This is a genomic window from Streptomyces sp. NPDC058086 (assembly GCF_042885015.1).
Classification (GTDB): Bacteria; Actinomycetota; Actinomycetes; order Streptomycetales; family Streptomycetaceae; genus Streptomyces.
In genome coordinates, this window is record NZ_JBHVST010000020.1 from 88,349 (window position 1) to 102,652 (window position 14,304).

General features: G+C 69.1%; 16 protein-coding genes and 2 pseudogenes. 10 read left to right on the forward strand and 8 right to left on the reverse strand.

Features of this window, described 5'->3' with window-relative positions:
* Nucleotides 1–605: 605 nt before the first annotated feature.
* The 3 genes from ACFVWD_RS18325 to ACFVWD_RS18335 all read right to left on the reverse strand — a co-directional run bounded on the left by ACFVWD_RS18325 (nt 606) and on the right by ACFVWD_RS18335 (nt 2,609).
* A complete protein-coding gene (locus ACFVWD_RS18325) occupies nt 606–851 on the reverse strand; it encodes a hypothetical protein (protein WP_389597246.1) in 246 nt (81 codons plus the stop codon).
* A gap of 328 nt (nt 852–1,179) precedes the next feature.
* Entirely contained in the window at nt 1,180–2,373 is a 1,194-nt protein-coding gene (locus ACFVWD_RS18330) for a DMT family transporter (RefSeq protein ID WP_389597247.1), read from the reverse strand.
* On the reverse strand, nt 2,370–2,609 hold the full coding sequence (locus ACFVWD_RS18335; RefSeq protein ID WP_389597248.1) for a hypothetical protein: 240 nt from the start codon (nt 2,607–2,609) through the stop codon (nt 2,370–2,372). Before ACFVWD_RS18335 ends, ACFVWD_RS18330 begins: the two co-directional genes overlap by 4 nt.
* A 471-nt stretch (nt 2,610–3,080) precedes the next feature.
* On the opposite strand from ACFVWD_RS18335, the pseudogene ACFVWD_RS18340 reads away from it, so the two are divergent.
* Together ACFVWD_RS18340 and ACFVWD_RS18345 are read left to right on the forward strand one after the other, a co-directional pair.
* Nucleotides 3,081–3,221: pseudogene (locus ACFVWD_RS18340) on the forward strand (site-specific integrase); the annotation flags it as partial.
* Between the two features lie 148 nt (nt 3,222–3,369).
* On the forward strand, nt 3,370–3,513 hold the full coding sequence (locus ACFVWD_RS18345) for a hypothetical protein (RefSeq protein WP_389597305.1): 144 nt from the start codon (nt 3,370–3,372) through the stop codon (nt 3,511–3,513).
* Between the two features lie 152 nt (nt 3,514–3,665).
* Here the strand turns inward: ACFVWD_RS18345 and ACFVWD_RS18350 are convergent, their stop codons facing one another.
* Nucleotides 3,666–3,890, reverse strand: coding sequence for a hypothetical protein (locus tag ACFVWD_RS18350; protein WP_389597307.1), 225 nt, complete (start codon nt 3,888–3,890; stop codon nt 3,666–3,668).
* Between ACFVWD_RS18350 and ACFVWD_RS18355 the strand changes: the two genes are divergently transcribed.
* The 5 genes and pseudogenes from ACFVWD_RS18355 to ACFVWD_RS18375 all read left to right on the forward strand — a co-directional run bounded on the left by ACFVWD_RS18355 (nt 3,889) and on the right by ACFVWD_RS18375 (nt 6,656).
* On the forward strand, nt 3,889–4,071 hold the full coding sequence (locus ACFVWD_RS18355) for a hypothetical protein (RefSeq protein WP_389597309.1): 183 nt from the start codon (nt 3,889–3,891) through the stop codon (nt 4,069–4,071). The two genes, ACFVWD_RS18350 and ACFVWD_RS18355, sit on opposite strands and share 2 nt — an antisense overlap.
* A 150-nt stretch (nt 4,072–4,221) precedes the next feature.
* The gene (locus tag ACFVWD_RS18360; RefSeq protein ID WP_389597249.1) at nt 4,222–4,758 is read left to right on the forward strand and encodes a hypothetical protein; all 537 of its coding nucleotides are present in this window, start codon (nt 4,222–4,224) and stop codon (nt 4,756–4,758) included.
* A 428-nt stretch (nt 4,759–5,186) separates the two neighbouring features.
* Nucleotides 5,187–6,065 (forward strand): serine hydrolase domain-containing protein, encoded by an 879-nt coding sequence (locus tag ACFVWD_RS18365; RefSeq protein WP_389597250.1) that lies wholly within the window; start codon nt 5,187–5,189, stop codon nt 6,063–6,065.
* A 265-nt stretch (nt 6,066–6,330) separates the two neighbouring features.
* Nucleotides 6,331–6,504, forward strand: a pseudogene (locus tag ACFVWD_RS18370) (helix-turn-helix domain-containing protein); the annotation flags it as partial.
* Nucleotides 6,505–6,506: 2 nt separating this feature from the next.
* Entirely contained in the window at nt 6,507–6,656 is a 150-nt protein-coding gene (locus tag ACFVWD_RS18375) for an integrase (protein ID WP_389597252.1), read from the forward strand.
* A gap of 285 nt (nt 6,657–6,941) precedes the next feature.
* Here the strand turns inward: ACFVWD_RS18375 and ACFVWD_RS18380 are convergent, their stop codons facing one another.
* Nucleotides 6,942–8,408 carry a helix-turn-helix domain-containing protein gene (locus ACFVWD_RS18380; protein WP_389597254.1) on the reverse strand — a complete coding sequence of 489 codons (1,467 nt, stop codon included), beginning with the start codon at nt 8,406–8,408 and terminating at the stop codon, nt 6,942–6,944.
* A gap of 218 nt (nt 8,409–8,626) precedes the next feature.
* On the opposite strand from ACFVWD_RS18380, the gene ACFVWD_RS18385 reads away from it, so the two are divergent.
* From ACFVWD_RS18385 to ACFVWD_RS18395, 3 genes are all read left to right on the forward strand, one after another.
* A complete protein-coding gene (locus ACFVWD_RS18385; RefSeq protein WP_389597256.1) occupies nt 8,627–8,800 on the forward strand; it encodes a hypothetical protein in 174 nt (57 codons plus the stop codon).
* Between the two features lie 425 nt (nt 8,801–9,225).
* A complete protein-coding gene (locus tag ACFVWD_RS18390) occupies nt 9,226–9,684 on the forward strand; it encodes a hypothetical protein (protein ID WP_389597258.1) in 459 nt (152 codons plus the stop codon).
* A 696-nt stretch (nt 9,685–10,380) separates the two neighbouring features.
* The gene (locus ACFVWD_RS18395) at nt 10,381–10,731 is read left to right on the forward strand and encodes a hypothetical protein (protein WP_389597260.1); all 351 of its coding nucleotides are present in this window, start codon (nt 10,381–10,383) and stop codon (nt 10,729–10,731) included.
* 112 nt (nt 10,732–10,843) lie between these two features.
* Here the strand turns inward: ACFVWD_RS18395 and ACFVWD_RS18400 are convergent, their stop codons facing one another.
* The 3 genes from ACFVWD_RS18400 to ACFVWD_RS18410 all read right to left on the reverse strand — a co-directional run bounded on the left by ACFVWD_RS18400 (nt 10,844) and on the right by ACFVWD_RS18410 (nt 14,114).
* Entirely contained in the window at nt 10,844–11,407 is a 564-nt protein-coding gene (locus tag ACFVWD_RS18400; protein WP_389597261.1) for a fasciclin domain-containing protein, read from the reverse strand.
* Nucleotides 11,408–11,851: 444 nt separating this feature from the next.
* Entirely contained in the window at nt 11,852–13,630 is a 1,779-nt protein-coding gene (locus tag ACFVWD_RS18405; protein ID WP_389597263.1) for a SulP family inorganic anion transporter, read from the reverse strand.
* A gap of 127 nt (nt 13,631–13,757) precedes the next feature.
* Entirely contained in the window at nt 13,758–14,114 is a 357-nt protein-coding gene (locus ACFVWD_RS18410; RefSeq protein WP_389597264.1) for a carboxymuconolactone decarboxylase, read from the reverse strand.
* Nucleotides 14,115–14,304 lie beyond the last annotated feature (190 nt).

The following is a 14,304-nucleotide window of genomic DNA, read 5'->3' on the forward strand; positions in this document are numbered from 1 at the left end:
GGCGGCATCGGTGACTGCTGGCGCCCACCTGGCCCCCGGTTCTGGTCGCAGGCGGGCCAACGGCCGTGACGGCTAGACCTTCTGATCCGTAGCTCTACAGAGATCGGTCATTGAAGGTCATAGGGGCTACCACGATGGCTATGAGGGCCACCGCTGGGCGCTGCTGGTTGCTGGGGTTACTGTTTTTCGCTGCTGTACGCGCACCACCTCACCGCGCTAGTTCTTCCCAAGGGTCGTAGCGCTCCAGCGTCGTCTGCTCCAGCAGCCCCAGCTGCCTCGCCGCCCGGCGTCGCTCCCGGACCTCTGCGGTCGAGCGCGGTCGGTAGCCGGGGCCGCCGCAACCGCACGAGTGGAAGGTGAGGCTGGCACGCAGCGTGGCCTCAAGTGCCTCCCAAGCGCTCTTGTCTCTACGGCGAGGGACAGCAAGGTCGAACCCAGCATTGATCATCGGGGTACGGCAGCGCGGGCACGGATGCGCCCGCGGCGACAGCGGGCTCTGCTTGAACGACGACCGGCACGCAAGACACACGAAGTGCGGTTTGTAGCGGGTCGCGTATCGGCACATGCGGACAGGGTAGAGAGGGTGCCTGGACGGGACCACCACTTTAGGAGCGAGGTGAGACGAGTGCAGCTCTGTGGTAGCGATCGCTTGTGTCCGTGGTGATGGCCTCAACCAGGGGATCGAACGTCCACGTGCCGGGACGCGCGTGCTGGCCGTGCCATGTGCGAAAGCCCGCTGCGATCCCGCCGTCCTTCGCGCCCCGCTGGGTGAGCGTGTTCACACCGCAGGCTTCGGCGAACTCGTAGACGTCGAAGTTGGGGTCCGAGAACCCCAGCGTCTGGGCGACCATCCACATGACGTTGGTACGAACGCGGTCAGTCTCCTTCGCGGAGAGGACGGCGGCACCTCGCCGCCACCCTCTCCTGCGAACTCACCGGCATCCTTCTGTCTGCCCTGACCTGGAGTGATGCCGTTCGGGATCGTGGTGGTCTCCGTTCCGGCCGAAACCGATTCGTCTGTGCCTCGGACGGCCCGGAGACGGCCCAGGACTCAGCCGACCCGTCCCCCGCCGACAAGGATGCGACGGCTCACCCAGCGGTGCGGTCTGCCCGAGCCGGGCGGCGCCGCGGGCGTTGGCGGCTTTGCCCCGCCGCTGTCAGTGCCGGCAGGGCCGCTTCCTACCTGTCGTCTTTGTCCCGGCCCGGCTCCTCTTCCGCCGCGTGCGGCATGCGTAAGAACAAGGTGTCGTACGCCCCCGCACCGTGATAGGTGAGGGTGACCGTTGGGCTCTCGTTCCCGGTGTACCTTGCCCAGTTCACTCTGGGGTCCCGTTTGGCGGAGTGCGGGAACGTCAGGTGCTGCGGGGTGGGCTGGGGTGTGTACGGGGGCTGGGGTGTGTACGGGGCATAGGCCGGGTACGGCGGTGTTCCTGTACTGCGGTGTCTGCCCTGCTGTGCCGTGGCTTGTTCCACGCCGCCGCTCGTCACCACGACCGTGACGCCGACGATGATCAACAGGAGCCCGGGCACGGTCGCGGGCTTGATGCCCTGTCCCAGGAACCACCACGCGGCGAGCGCCGCCACGGGGGTCTCCAGCAGGAGCAGGACGCTCATTGTCGTCGCCGATGTCCTGCCGAGGGCGAAGTTCAGTGAGCCGAGCCCCAGGATCTGGGGAAGGATGAGCAGCCCGAGCAGCGACAGTTGCGTGGATCTGTCGAAGCCCGTCAGCGGGATGTGGGCCAACCGGCAGACGGCGAGGAGTTCCAGACCGCAGACCAGCGAAGTGAACGTCGAATACAGCGGTGTGCTCACATCCGCGCGCGACCGTTCACTCAGCGCGGTGTACCCGGCCTGGGCGACGGCCCCGACGAGGGCGAGCAGGTCCCCCAGCAGCGCCGTACCGCCGGACCTGATGTCGAGACCGCCCGCCGCTGCCGCTCCCACCACGGACAGCGCGAGACCCACCCACGTCCGGCGGGACGACCGGACGCCCTGCCCCGCGGCGATGAGAGCCTGCCAGACGGGCTGGGTGGCGACGAGCGCCGTGGACATGGCGACCGAGGTCAGCCGGGTGCTCGTCATGAAGGCCGCGAAGTGGAGGGCCAGCGCCGTGGCCGCGAGAAAGCCGAAGACCAGGGGCCGCCACTGCTCCCGGCGCAGGACGCCGCGCTCGCCCCGTGCGACGCGCACCACCTCACGCCGGCGCAATAACACCAGGAGAGGCCCGAGTACGGCGAAGCCCAGGCAGTTGCGCCAGAAGGCCATGGCGAGCGGCGAGGCGGAGGCGGCGGCGGTGAGCGGGGCGGTGGCGGAGACGGAGACCACGGTGACTGCCATCGCCGCCATGGACAGCGGATCGAGCTTGGACTTCACGCGTTCGTACCGCCGTCCGCCGTCCGTTGTGTGCCGTCCGCGGTCGACCGGGCGGCGGCGGATGCCGGGCTACCGTCGTCGTCGTGCGGGGAACGCGGCGGCGGCACATGGGCGTTCGCGTGGCGGTACTCCGCCCCGTCCCTCCCGCCGCGGCCGCGATCGAAGACGTCCATGCCGTGCGGGCCCAGCCGCGTTCCGTGGCGAACTCGCACGAACTGCCACAGGGCTGCGGACATCGCGGATATCGACGTGCCGTCGGTGGTTGTCTTACCAGCGTCCGGCAAGTGAACGGCATCGCGCACGAGTATGTGCAGGTGTGGGGGCAGACCGTCTTTGTCGAACGCGGCGAATGGGACGTCGGTTGTATGGCCAAAATTGATCACTTGGTACGCGGTTTCTGTGCTGTGGGAAGTGGGGGCGGCGGCTCAGGGCTTCGACGGCGGAGGCGAGACCGGCCGGCGCCGACGTGTCCTTGTCGTTCAGGCGGGCCGCAGGCGGCAGGGGCGCGGCAAGGAGAGTGAAGTGCCGGGGAGGGCCGACCCTGCGTCCTGCTCGTGGCTCCGAGTGTGCTGGCGCCGGGCCCTTGCAGCCTGCCCTTGCCAGGGGCAGGCTGCCTGGCATCCGGGTGCTCGATACTCGGCGCATGAACAAGGAGCCGCGGTTGGGGGAGTTCCCCAAGATGCGGCGGTCGCGGTTGCAGCCGGCGGATGTGGGGTCGCGACCCGGCCGCGGCGCGCGTGAAGTTCGCGGAGGTGGCGGACTCCTGGCTGGCCGCCCAGATCCACCTCAAGCGATCAACTCGCAACCGATACCGCGGTGTTCTCGACGCCCACGTGATCCCGAGGTGGGGCACCACGCCCCTGGACCGCATCCGTTTCGAAGACGTCTCCGAGTGGCTCGCCGACATGCTGTCCGGCCAGGCGACGGGCGGCCGGAAGCTCAGCCCCACGCTCGGTCCGCAAGGCGTACGTCATCCTCGGCCAGGTCCTCGGCTACGTGGTCAAGTCCCTTCGCCTGGAGGTCAATCCGGCTGCCGGTGTGCCCCTCCCGAAGGCGGCCCCGACCGGCCACGTCTACCTCGACGACACGCAGGTCGAGGCGTTGGCCAACGCGGCAGGCGCCTACCGGATGTGTGTCTAATGGATCAGGTCAGCCGCCGGTCGGTGGCCTTCCTCCCAAGCCTGGTCAATCGCAGCAGCGGCTGCATCCCAGGCCGGCTGCTCGATCTCCTCCGGCACATCCCGCTCGTCGAGTACGAAGAGTCGGCTGCCGACGAGATGGGTGGTTGTCTTTCAGCCGAGACGACGCCCTGCCTCACGAGCGGCACGCCGGACGTCCTTGAGCTCGCCCATGTCCGTAAGGCCATCGCCGCTCAGGTTCAGCTGCCCGTAGTAGCCCTGGTACTCGGGCCAGAGCGTGGTCCGCATCAGCGACTCACGCTGGTCGACCAGCTTCTCGTGCCGGCGTCGGGCCAGCTCATCCTCGATCAGCTTCCACCTCGCTATCGCGGTGTGCATGGGTCTGACCGGCTTCGCCTTGACGATGATCGCCTGTGGCCTCGTCTTCCTCGACAAGGAACTCGGCAAGGTCGTCTCCATGGCGCGCGAGCTGGCCGTACGGCTGAGCCGGTGGGCCCGGAAGACGCAGCAGCGCACCGAGCACGCCCGCGAAGGAGCGCTCACTGAGGAGTCCGTATAAGGGAGTCCGTACAACAGAGGGGCCCCGGGCATCTGCACAGAGGGGTCCGCACAGCCTTCCCTGCGCCCTTGGCCGAAAAAACGGCGCATCAGCGTCGGGTGCCAGGCAAGCTCTCAGTTTCACCGGGTCGACCAAGGAGACCGACAGGACATGGAAGAAACCCCGCCTCTTCACCCCGCCGAGGACGGCGCCACGGTGGGACTGTTCTGGGTCTCGGCGGACGGCGTGTACGTGGGAGCCCCGGCAACAGCACCGGCCCCCAACATGGTGCTCACGACAGCGGGGCCCCGCGTCATCGGTCCGCACCCACGGGAGTGGACATGGTCCGACCTCGCCGGCCTGGAGATCACCGAAGTCCCGACCCGCTCCGCTCCGCAACGCTGGGCGACCCACGCCGCGAGCTTCGTCGCAGCAGCTTTGGACGCCTGGGTGCCGAGCAGCCCGACCGAGATGACCGTCTCCGTCATCGCGCCCGACGGCACCTACCGGACGCCGGTCTACTCCAGCGCCTCCGTCGCCTACTCCCCGCGCGAGGTCGCTCTCTCACGGCGGTTGCTCAGCGACTTCACCCAGGGCACCGCCACGCCCGCCGTCATGACCGAATGGTGGGAACAGACCCGGCCGACCAAGATCCTACGGTCGCGCGAGCGGGAGGCCGTGCTTGAACTCTGGCTCACACGCGCCTGACCGGCTCTTCAGGGGTGGCTCATGCCTGCCCCGGCCCTGGCCCACGAACCCTGCACAGGAGGACAAGACCGTGCGCACAGACCTCTCGGCAGCCCTCGGTCCCGACGCGCCCACGCTCGCCTTCGACGGCGACTGCGGTTTCTGCCAGGCGACCATCACCCGTCTGCAACGCCATGCCAGGCCACGGATGCGGGCCACGTCACCCGGCCGCACCGGGAACGCCTCGACCGAGAAGTCCTCGTCTTCCGCGGGGCCCACGTGGGCGATTCCGGAGCGCAGGCGCTTGGTGCCTACCTCGCGTCGTCACCCCGTTTCCGATACCGAGCCACGGCGCTGCTCCTGCGCGCGCCCGTCATCAGGCAGGCCGCTCGACTCGTCTATCGCCAGGTAGCCATCCACCGGCACCGCATGCCTGGAGGCACGGCGGCATGCGCGCTGCCCCGGACGCACGACTGAAGGCCAACATGATCCGAGTTCCCACCTGCATACTCAGCAGCTTCGAGCCGCCACGGGTACACAACGGCCACAGCCTGGACCTGTTCGTGCAGATCGGGTCCCTGACCAAAACGCTCACTGCAACCGTCCTGACCGCCTTGACCGGCCGCGGTGTTCTGAGCCTCGACGACCCGCTGGAGTCGTTCCTGCCCGCGCCCGGGGGCACCGGCATCACCCTGCGCCACCTCGCCGAGCACACCTCGGGTCTGCCACGGCTGCCCCCTGAAATCGGCGGCCGCGACCCCTACGCGGCCTTCGACACCCAGGCCCTGGACGCGGTCGTACGGCAGCTGGACACCCTGGTCACGGCTCCCGCAGGCTCCACCGAGGAATACTCCAACCTCGGATACGCCCTGCTGGGCGCTGCCCTGGTCGCGGCCACCCGCACTCCGTACGAGGAACTCCTGCACCGGCATGTCCTCGACCCCCTGGGCGTCACCGACGTCGCCGCCGGCCCGCCGCCCGGCAGACGGCTGTGCCGCCGGGGGCTATTCGGACGACCGAAGCGGCTCTGGACCATGACTGGCGCGATCCTGCCCGCCGGCGGCCTGTGGGCCACGCCCGAAGCCACCGCCCGCCTCGTCACCGGCCTGCTGGTCGACCGCAGGCTCGGCGAGCCTGCACCGGCCTGGCAGAAAGCGGGACGCCTGCTGTGGCACAACGGCGCAACGGGTGGCGCCTCGGTCTTCGCGGGCGCCGCACCGCAGGGCTGGGTCCTCGTCCATCGTCTGTCCGGCCGGAGCGCCGCGACGGACCGGCTGGCCCTGGAGACATTCAGACGTTTCGTCGATGTCCCCTCCCACCAGAGGTGAGCCACTCTGGATCACGACCTGACGCATTTGGCTTGAGGAGGAGCGGTTCGTTGAGGCTGCCAAGCTCCGCAACAGCGCCCGATGGGTCGTGGCCCTGACGTTCGCTCCGCCGAGGGGGGCGCTTGGGCTCCACTGGGAAGACGTCGACCTGGACGCGGGCTAGGTGTATTGATCACGAGCGTTGTTGACACTCGCCGGTGCTTGATCATGGGGAAGACCTCCGGTGTGGTGGAGCTGTCTGGGAACACACCGCACGGAGGTCTTCGTGTCCCACCGTAATGCCCGGCTGACCGTTCACGGCAGGCGGCTGCTGGTCGAACGTGTCTGCTCCGGCCGCCCGGTCGCTCATGTGGCGGCCGAAATGGGCGTCTCGAGAGCAACGGCCCACAAGTGGGTCCGCCGCTGGCGAGCCGAGGGCGAGGCAGGCCTTGCCGACCGCGGATGGGCCACAGCAGCTCGCGGGCCGCGCTGGTCTATCAGCACATGACCGGCGACCGTGATCGGGCCATCGCTGACCGCCTCGGCGCGATGATCCGCGACGGCCGGGGAGACCCCTCGGACAACGTCGACAAGGGCTCCGCACGGACGTAGTGGCACGCGTGTGGCACGGCGCCTGAAACGGTGAAGGGCCAGCCTGGGAGGCAAATCCTCCTGAGCTGGTCCTTCTCTCGGTGCCCCCGGCAGGATTCGAACCTGCGACACCCGCTTTAGGAGTTCGATCCATCCCTGGCAAGGTGAGGCCTTCCTTTCTGCACTGGGGTCGTGGGTATCCGCTGACAGCGGCGGCTGTTTATGGCCGTTGGTGTCAGCGCTCGATGTCAGTGGGGCCGGCGGGACTCAGGGCAGGCCGGGGCGTCGCTGGCCGTGTGGCGTACGTCAAGAGTCGGTGGGCACCCACTGACGCACACCGTGTCCGTTCGTGCCGTACCAGTAATGGGACAGGCCCTTGATGCTGCTGGTGCGGAACGGGCGGCCGTGGTCGTCGATGCGGACCGTGCCGGTGCGGCCCTGGGAGGACCAGTCGAGTTCCAGGTACCACTTGCAGTCGTAGGTCTCGGTCGTCGCGGTGACCAGCAGCACCTCCGGGTCCTCGGCGGAGACGCGGTAGGGGAACTGCACGGCGCGGGCGTGAGGGATCGGGCGGTTGATGTCCAGGTTCACGGAGAAGTCACGGGGCGTCAGGCCGCCGCCGCAGCCCTGGCCCATGGCGTACGCGTTGCCGGTGACCGGGGTTCCGCGGCTGACGATACGGACCCGGAGCGCCTCCAGGACCACGGCCGTGGACGACTTCCCCTGCACCGAGATCTGCACCATCGTCTGCCGCCCCGGCGCCGCCCCCTGCGTCGCCGCCCACACTCCGGCGTTCTGCTCCACCGGCGGCGGGGGCACCTGGGTCGGCTCCTTGTCGATGACGTAGTCGTACCCGCAACCTCCGTCCCAGATCTGAGAGTCGACGGTCCAGGCGAGCGGCACACCGGTCGGCGTGGGGGCGTCGCTCTTCGTGCCCGCCGACGGTCCGCCCTTTGCCTCGGGACTCCCCGTAGCCCGTGCTCCTGCTGAAGGCGAGGCCGACGCAGGGCTGTGGGAGGGGCTGGTTGCAGTGGCCGAGGGGTGGTGTGACGTGCCGGTTTCTGTCGTACCGGACCGACCGGTGGCCTTGGCCGAGTTGTCGTGAGACCGGTCGGCCGACAGCGCCGACAGACTGCCCAGCGTCACCAGCAGCACGGTCGCCGTGGCGGCGCCGACGGCGGTGCGGCCACGGCGGTACCAGGGCCGTCCGGTCGAGCGGGCCGCATCCCACTGGACCGTCGGCTCGGGACTGCCTGGTCCGGGAGCGTCGGAAGCGGGCGGCCCGGCGTCGGATGCGCCCGCGTCGGATGCGCTCGCGTCGAGTCGCCGTGGTGCACCGCTCGTGCCGTCCCCGTCACCACCGATGTCGTCCGTGCTGCCGCCCGCGCCCAGCGCCGTCCGGCTGTCGGGACCCGAAGCCCGGCGGCCACCTGCCGGCTCCGGCACCCCCTCGGCGTTCGTCGGCTCCGCTGCCTCCTCGGCCGTTGCCGGCTCTGCCGCCCTCTCACTCGTCCTCGACCGCTGTCGTGCCGTCACCGCGAGCAGCCACAGGCGGTGCAGTTCGAGGCGTTCCTCCGGTGTCGCTCCGCAGAAGGCGGCCAAGCGCTCCACCGGGGCATAGTCCTGCGAAACCGCCTCGCCCGCGCAGTAGCGGTGCAGCGTGGAGGTGTTCATGTTGAGGCGCCGGGCCAGGGAGCCGTAGCTCCGGTCCGTGCGGTCCTTCAGCCGGCGCAGCAGCGCCGCGAATTGCTCGACGTCGTCCCCGGTCGACACCGTGCCCCCGTCCTCTCACGTATCCCCGTATCCCAGGCGGTCCTTATACCTGCACGTCAGATGGGCTGGGATGGTTCCACCGTCGCCGGACGGGCGTCCGGCGTTGCGCCGGGCCGCCGTGACGGCCGATGCTCTTGGTGTCGCACCGACCAGGGCCGGACCGACCAGCCGGCGGCGGGCGACAGCCGACACCATCCACTCATCCACGGGGGACACCCATGCCCAAGCGCACCCGAGCAGGCACGCTCCTCGCGCTCACCGTCACAGGCCTCACGTTCACCGTCACGGGCCCCGCCCCCGGCGCGACGCTCGTCACACCGGCGAACGCCTCGGCCAAGGCGCCCGGTTTCCTCGCGGCGGCCGATCTCCCGCCGCACCCGAGCTCGTCCTGAACGACCGGCAAGGTCGCCGGAGGCGTACCGGAGGCGGTGGAACAGGACCGCTGTCCGAGCATGAAGCTGGGCGCCGACGGCTCGGCTCGCGGCTGACCAAGAACATCAAGTCCTGTGCGGCATCCATCGAGAAGGCCGGCCCGGAGACCGAGGCCGCGCTGAAGGACTACAGCACGCTGCCTGTTGAGGTGAGCACCCAAGTCCACGGCCTGCACACGGTGATCTCCTGGGGCGCCTCTGACATCCGTCTGTTCTGCGTCTGCTCTCCGTCGGCTGGGCCGGCAGGACCGTCACGGCCGTGAACAAGCTCCACTGACCGCATGACCGGGGCCGCCCTCCGCCACGGGGGTGGGGAGGGCGGCCCATCGCCCACCGACAGCGCCATTCGGCGCGATTCGTCACGACTCGAAAAGCAGGGAACACACATGAGCAGCAAGACCCGCACCGTCCTGACCGCCGGCGTTCTCGCCATCGCTCTCGGCCTCGGCGCCACCGCCCAGGCATCCGCCGGCGCCCCGCGCAGCGTCAGCGGCAAGCCGTCCGACAACATCACCCGCATCGCCGACTTCTACGGCGCCTACAGCGACGCGGTGCTCGGCGAGGACCGCGGCCACCTCGGACAGGCCCTGCGCAGCCACTACCTCACCCCCGCCTTCCAGAAGGAGCTGGCGGCCTGGGAAAAGAGGGAGCACGCCGACGGTGTCCTGCGCGCCCAGAACGTCCCGCTCGCCTGGAAGGTCACCGACAACGGCACCACCCGCACTTACACGGAGGCCGTCGTCACCCTCACCTGGGGCAACACCACCACCAAGCTTGTCGTCGACATGGCCCGCGACAGCCACAGGATCTTCCACATCGGCGACAAGGGCGTGGGACGCAAGTAGTCACTCCGGGCGCAGGCTCCGCGTGAGGATCTGGAACGGTCGTAGCCCGAAGGCCAAGTCGCTCTCGTGCAGCCGCCGTTCCAGCAGGCCTGACACCTCGGTCCGGCCCACCGGGAACCCCGGACCGAGGTGGCCCGCGCCCGCCGCCCCGGGGACTAGTACAGCCGCACCATCAGATCCCCTCCGCCGACTTCACCGACTCGACGGTCACGGCCGACTGGTCAAAAGGCCACCTACGGAGATCCGTAGGTGGCCTCTTCCCTGGTGCCCCCGGCAGGATTCGAACCTGCGACACCCGCTTTAGGAGAGAGCCTATTGTCTTCCCTGTCTGTGATGACCTTTCCCTGGCTTCGCTGTTCCTGCTGGTCGGCATGGTGCGGTCTTCCGTCCCTGTCCGATCTTTCCCTGCCTTTACACGGCCTTCCGTTCCCATGACGTTCCCATGACGTTCCCATGAGGGGCCCTCGGAGAACGTTGGGAACGGGCGCGGGGGAGTCGGCTGAGGCCAGCTGGGGTCGCCGAAGCGGTGAGCACCGCAGACCCCTTGGGGGCGACAAGGGCCCCGCCCCTGCCACTTGAGGTCGGGGGCCATCGCATCGTCTGCGCGGGCTGTAGATGGCCGGTGGGCACAGGCTAGCTGCTCGGGCTGGTCTGCGGGGCCGGTCCGTATTAGAGGATGTTCCGGAGGATCTCGGGTTGGCCGACGTAGCCGCGGACGCCCACTACATCGCCGACGACACCGGTGACGACGCCAGCCGCCGCGAGCCCAGGGCGTATGCGGCCGTGACACCCGCCACCGCCACGCCGGCCCATCCTTCGCCGCTCATCGCCGGAGCCTTCCGTCGGCATCACTTCGCTCAGCAGCGCAGACGGCAGATCCCCGGTACTCCGGGCCTGATGGTCCGCCCGACGCCATCCTCCTCCGGTTGTCCGGCCGACGCAGCCGGAGAGCCATCCGGCAAGGAGCAACTGCCCACACGCGGTCACCGACTGCACCTTCCGGAGGCCGACGGTACGGCGTCCCTCACGCTCGACGAGACGTGCTGATGGGCGCACACGGCGACGCACACAAGTGCGGCCACGGGCCGGAAGCTGCGCGAGGGAACTTTCGTTCCCGAGTCCGCACGGGTCGCCCCGCGCCGGGAACGAGAGCCATGAGTCAGGACGGGGGCTGGAGAACCGCGTCGATGACGTAGATGGTGGCGTTCGCGGCCTTGATGTTGCCGCAGACGATGTTCGCCTTGCCGTTGACCTTGAAGTCGGTGCCCGAGCCCGACGTGGTCAGTTTGCTGCCTTCCACCGTCGTGAAGGAGCCGTTGGGGAGTTCGTCCGGGGTGATCTGCTGGTCCACGACGTGGTAGGTCAGCACCTTCTTCAGCTGCCCCTGATTGCTGAGGAGCGAGGCGAGCTGCGACACGGTCACCTTCTGGAAGGCTTGGTCGTTGGGAGCGAAGATGGTGAGATCGGGTTTCCCGTCGAGGGTGCCGGTCAGCTTTGCTCTGACCGCGGCTGAGACCAGCTGGCTGAGCTGTGGATATGCGGCCGCAGCCTCTACGACCTTGTCTTTGACCGTGCTGACCTTCTGGGAGAGCGCCGAACAGCCGGGACCGAACGTCCCCGACGGGCTGGGAGACGCATCCTGTGCGTGGCTCGGCGACGCCAGACCTCCGAGCACGAGCGGGATGGTGACCAGGGCTGCCGTGGTGGCCTTTGCTGTACGCATGCGGGTGAACCTCATCGCAACCTTCCTCCCGTGGAGGCGTGAACACTGCAGAGGTTTGGATTGCGGAAGTTTTCGTTTCCGCCGTCGGGGTGGGGCGGCTGCTGCGCCACGGCCTTGGGCCATCATCACCCGGCCACTCAGCGAGCGTATCCAGCAGGTGCCGGTGACCGCATCTCGAAGCCTGGACGCGGTGAACGCCCCGCCCTGCTGGAACTCGGCCTGTCCGGGCTCGCCGCAATGACGCCTTCAGGCGCTTCAGCCCCGGTGAGGGTGGGCAACGCGGTGGCCGGCCAGCTCCGGCTGTATTTCTACTGCGAAGCCTCCGACGCCCCGATCGTGGGCGGCGACATGGGTGCGATTCGCGGACTAGCGCGGGAACGTGAAGGGCGCCTGGTCCTGAGGACGGGTCGGGCGGCTGGGACGGGTGCCTCGTGATCCGCCCCCTCACTGCTTGCCCTCCGTCGGTGGGGGCTGCGTCCCGGGCTGCTCCGTCCCCGGCCGCGTCCACTCTGCTCCGGTGCGCAGGCGGAACGCGGCGACGGCGGCCTCCACGGTGGGGAAGAAGTGGCCTGGGTCGATGGTGCGGGTCAGCTCATAACGCTCGATCTTGCGCCGCACGGGATCCTTGAGCTCGGCGAAGACCAGGTGGACCTGTTCGGCGTTGAGGGCCTCGTCCAGCTCCTCCAGCATGTCGGCGGCGGTGGTGTCCACGTCGGTCATCGGCTCGGCGGCGATGACGATCCACTCGGGCCGTGACTCGGTGGCGGCCAGCCGCCGCACCTCGTCGCGAAAGGTCTTGGCGTTGGCGAAGAACAGCGGCGCGTCGAACCGGTAGATCACGAGTCCGGGCAGTCGCTGGGCCTGCGGGTAGGACCGTACGTCGTGGTATCCCTCCAGCCCGTCGACTTTCCCGAGCGCGGTGTCGTATGGCCACCAGGCCCGCCGGAAAACGTTGAGCACGGACAGGGCGACGGCGATGGCGATGCCCTGCAGGACGCCGAGCAGGGCCACCCCGAGGAAGGCGGCGGCCGACAGCAGGAACTCGGTCCGGCGCTGCCGCCACAGCCGTACGCTTCCCGCTACGTCGGCCAGGGACAACGAGGCGGTGATGACGACGGCGGCGAGGGCGGGCTGGGGGAGATTGCGGAACATCCCCGGGGCGAGCAGGAGCATGAGGACGATCAGCGCCGCTCCGACGACGCCGGTGAGCTGGCTCCTCGCCCCGGCCCGCTCCGCCACGGCCGTCCGGGAGCCGCTGGTGCTGACGGGGAAGCCCTGAAAGAGACCGGCGGCCAGATTCGCGGCTCCCACCCCCGCCATCTCCTGGTTGCCGCGCACCTCCTGCCCGGTGCGGGCCGCGAAGGCGGACGCGTTGGAGATCGTGTCGGCCAGCGACACGAGGGCGATGCCCAACGCACCGCCGAACAGCGGGGCCAGGTCGGACGCACGGACGTCGGGGACCGTGAACGGTGGGAAGCCCTGGGGAAGCTCGCCGACCAGGCTGACGCCGTGCTCGCCCAAGCCGAACACGGCGACCGAGGCGATCGCCAGGACCACCATCACCAGCACTGCGGGGATCTTCGGCACCGTGCGCTGCAGCACCAGAATCAGAGCGATGCCGCCGACTCCGATCGCTGCCGAGGCCGGTACCATCGCCCCGTCGGCGATTTTCTGCACCAGACCGACGCACTCGCCGACCAGGTTGTCGGCCTCGACCTTGAACCCGAGCAGTTTGGGCAACTGCCCGATGAAGATCGTGAGCGCAAGGCCGTTCATGTAGCCGATCATCGTCGGCTTGGAGATCAGGTCGGCGATGAAGCCGAGTTTCGCCACCGAGGCCAGGATCATGATCCCTGCCACCATGATCGCGAGCATCGAGGCCAGTGCCACGGCCCGGTCGGGGTCCCCGTCCGAGGCCACCAGGGGCAGCACGGTGGCGGCGATCATCGGCCCGAGCGAGGAGTCAGGGCCCAGGACCAGGATCCGGGACGGTCCGCACACCGCGTAGCCGAGCAGGCAGAGGATGGTCGTGTACAGGCCGGTGATGGACGGCAGGCCCGCCAGCTCGGCGTACGCCATACCCTGCGGCACCAGCAGGGTGGTGAGCACGATGCCTGCGACCACGTCCTTGGCCAGCCATGCGCGCTGGTAGGACGCAACGGTGCGGACGCCGGGAACGGCACGCAGCCGGAACCCGATCCCGTGGCCGCTGCGGCGGGCCATCACGCAGGCCTGCCCGCGCCCTTCGGCGGGTGGGCCGCGAGCTTGCCCGGCTCCTGGACGAACAGAAGCCCCAGGGCGCGCAGCGGGACCTGGCCGGACTGCCTGGCGTTGATGGCGGACGCTCCATTCAGGGATTGCTGCGGCTCTGGGCTTCTGCCTCGGCTATGGCCTCGGCCTCGGCATCCGCAAGTGCGATGGCGACACCGAACGCCTGGGCGATGTGGGCTGCCGCCGACATGACGCGTGCCGTCCCCACGACGGGGGCGATCGCAACGAGAAGATCCTGCAGCTGCTCGACAGTGAAGTCGGCCTTGACCGCAGGGTCGATGTGGGCCAGATAGGAGATTGCCGGTGCGTCCATGGCCACGAGTGCGGCAATGCGGGCTTGGATCAGCGACCGCTTGTCCATGTGGCAATGTTCGATGGAGTCAATGGTCATAGCAGTGATCGTGTCGAGGACAGGAGTCTCAGACGCAGTGGCCATATCCGGACCGCCTTCCAGTGCTGTGGGAAGCCGGACGCGAAACCCGCTAATCGCGGGAATCCCCCTGCGCGCCGGGCAGTTTGCCCCTCAAGCGTAGGCAGCCCCGACTGGTGCCGCGCGCCGAGCCGAACATCCGGACCGGAAATGCCGACTTCGCGCTGATGACAGGCCTGCGCCCCACGTCTTCCTA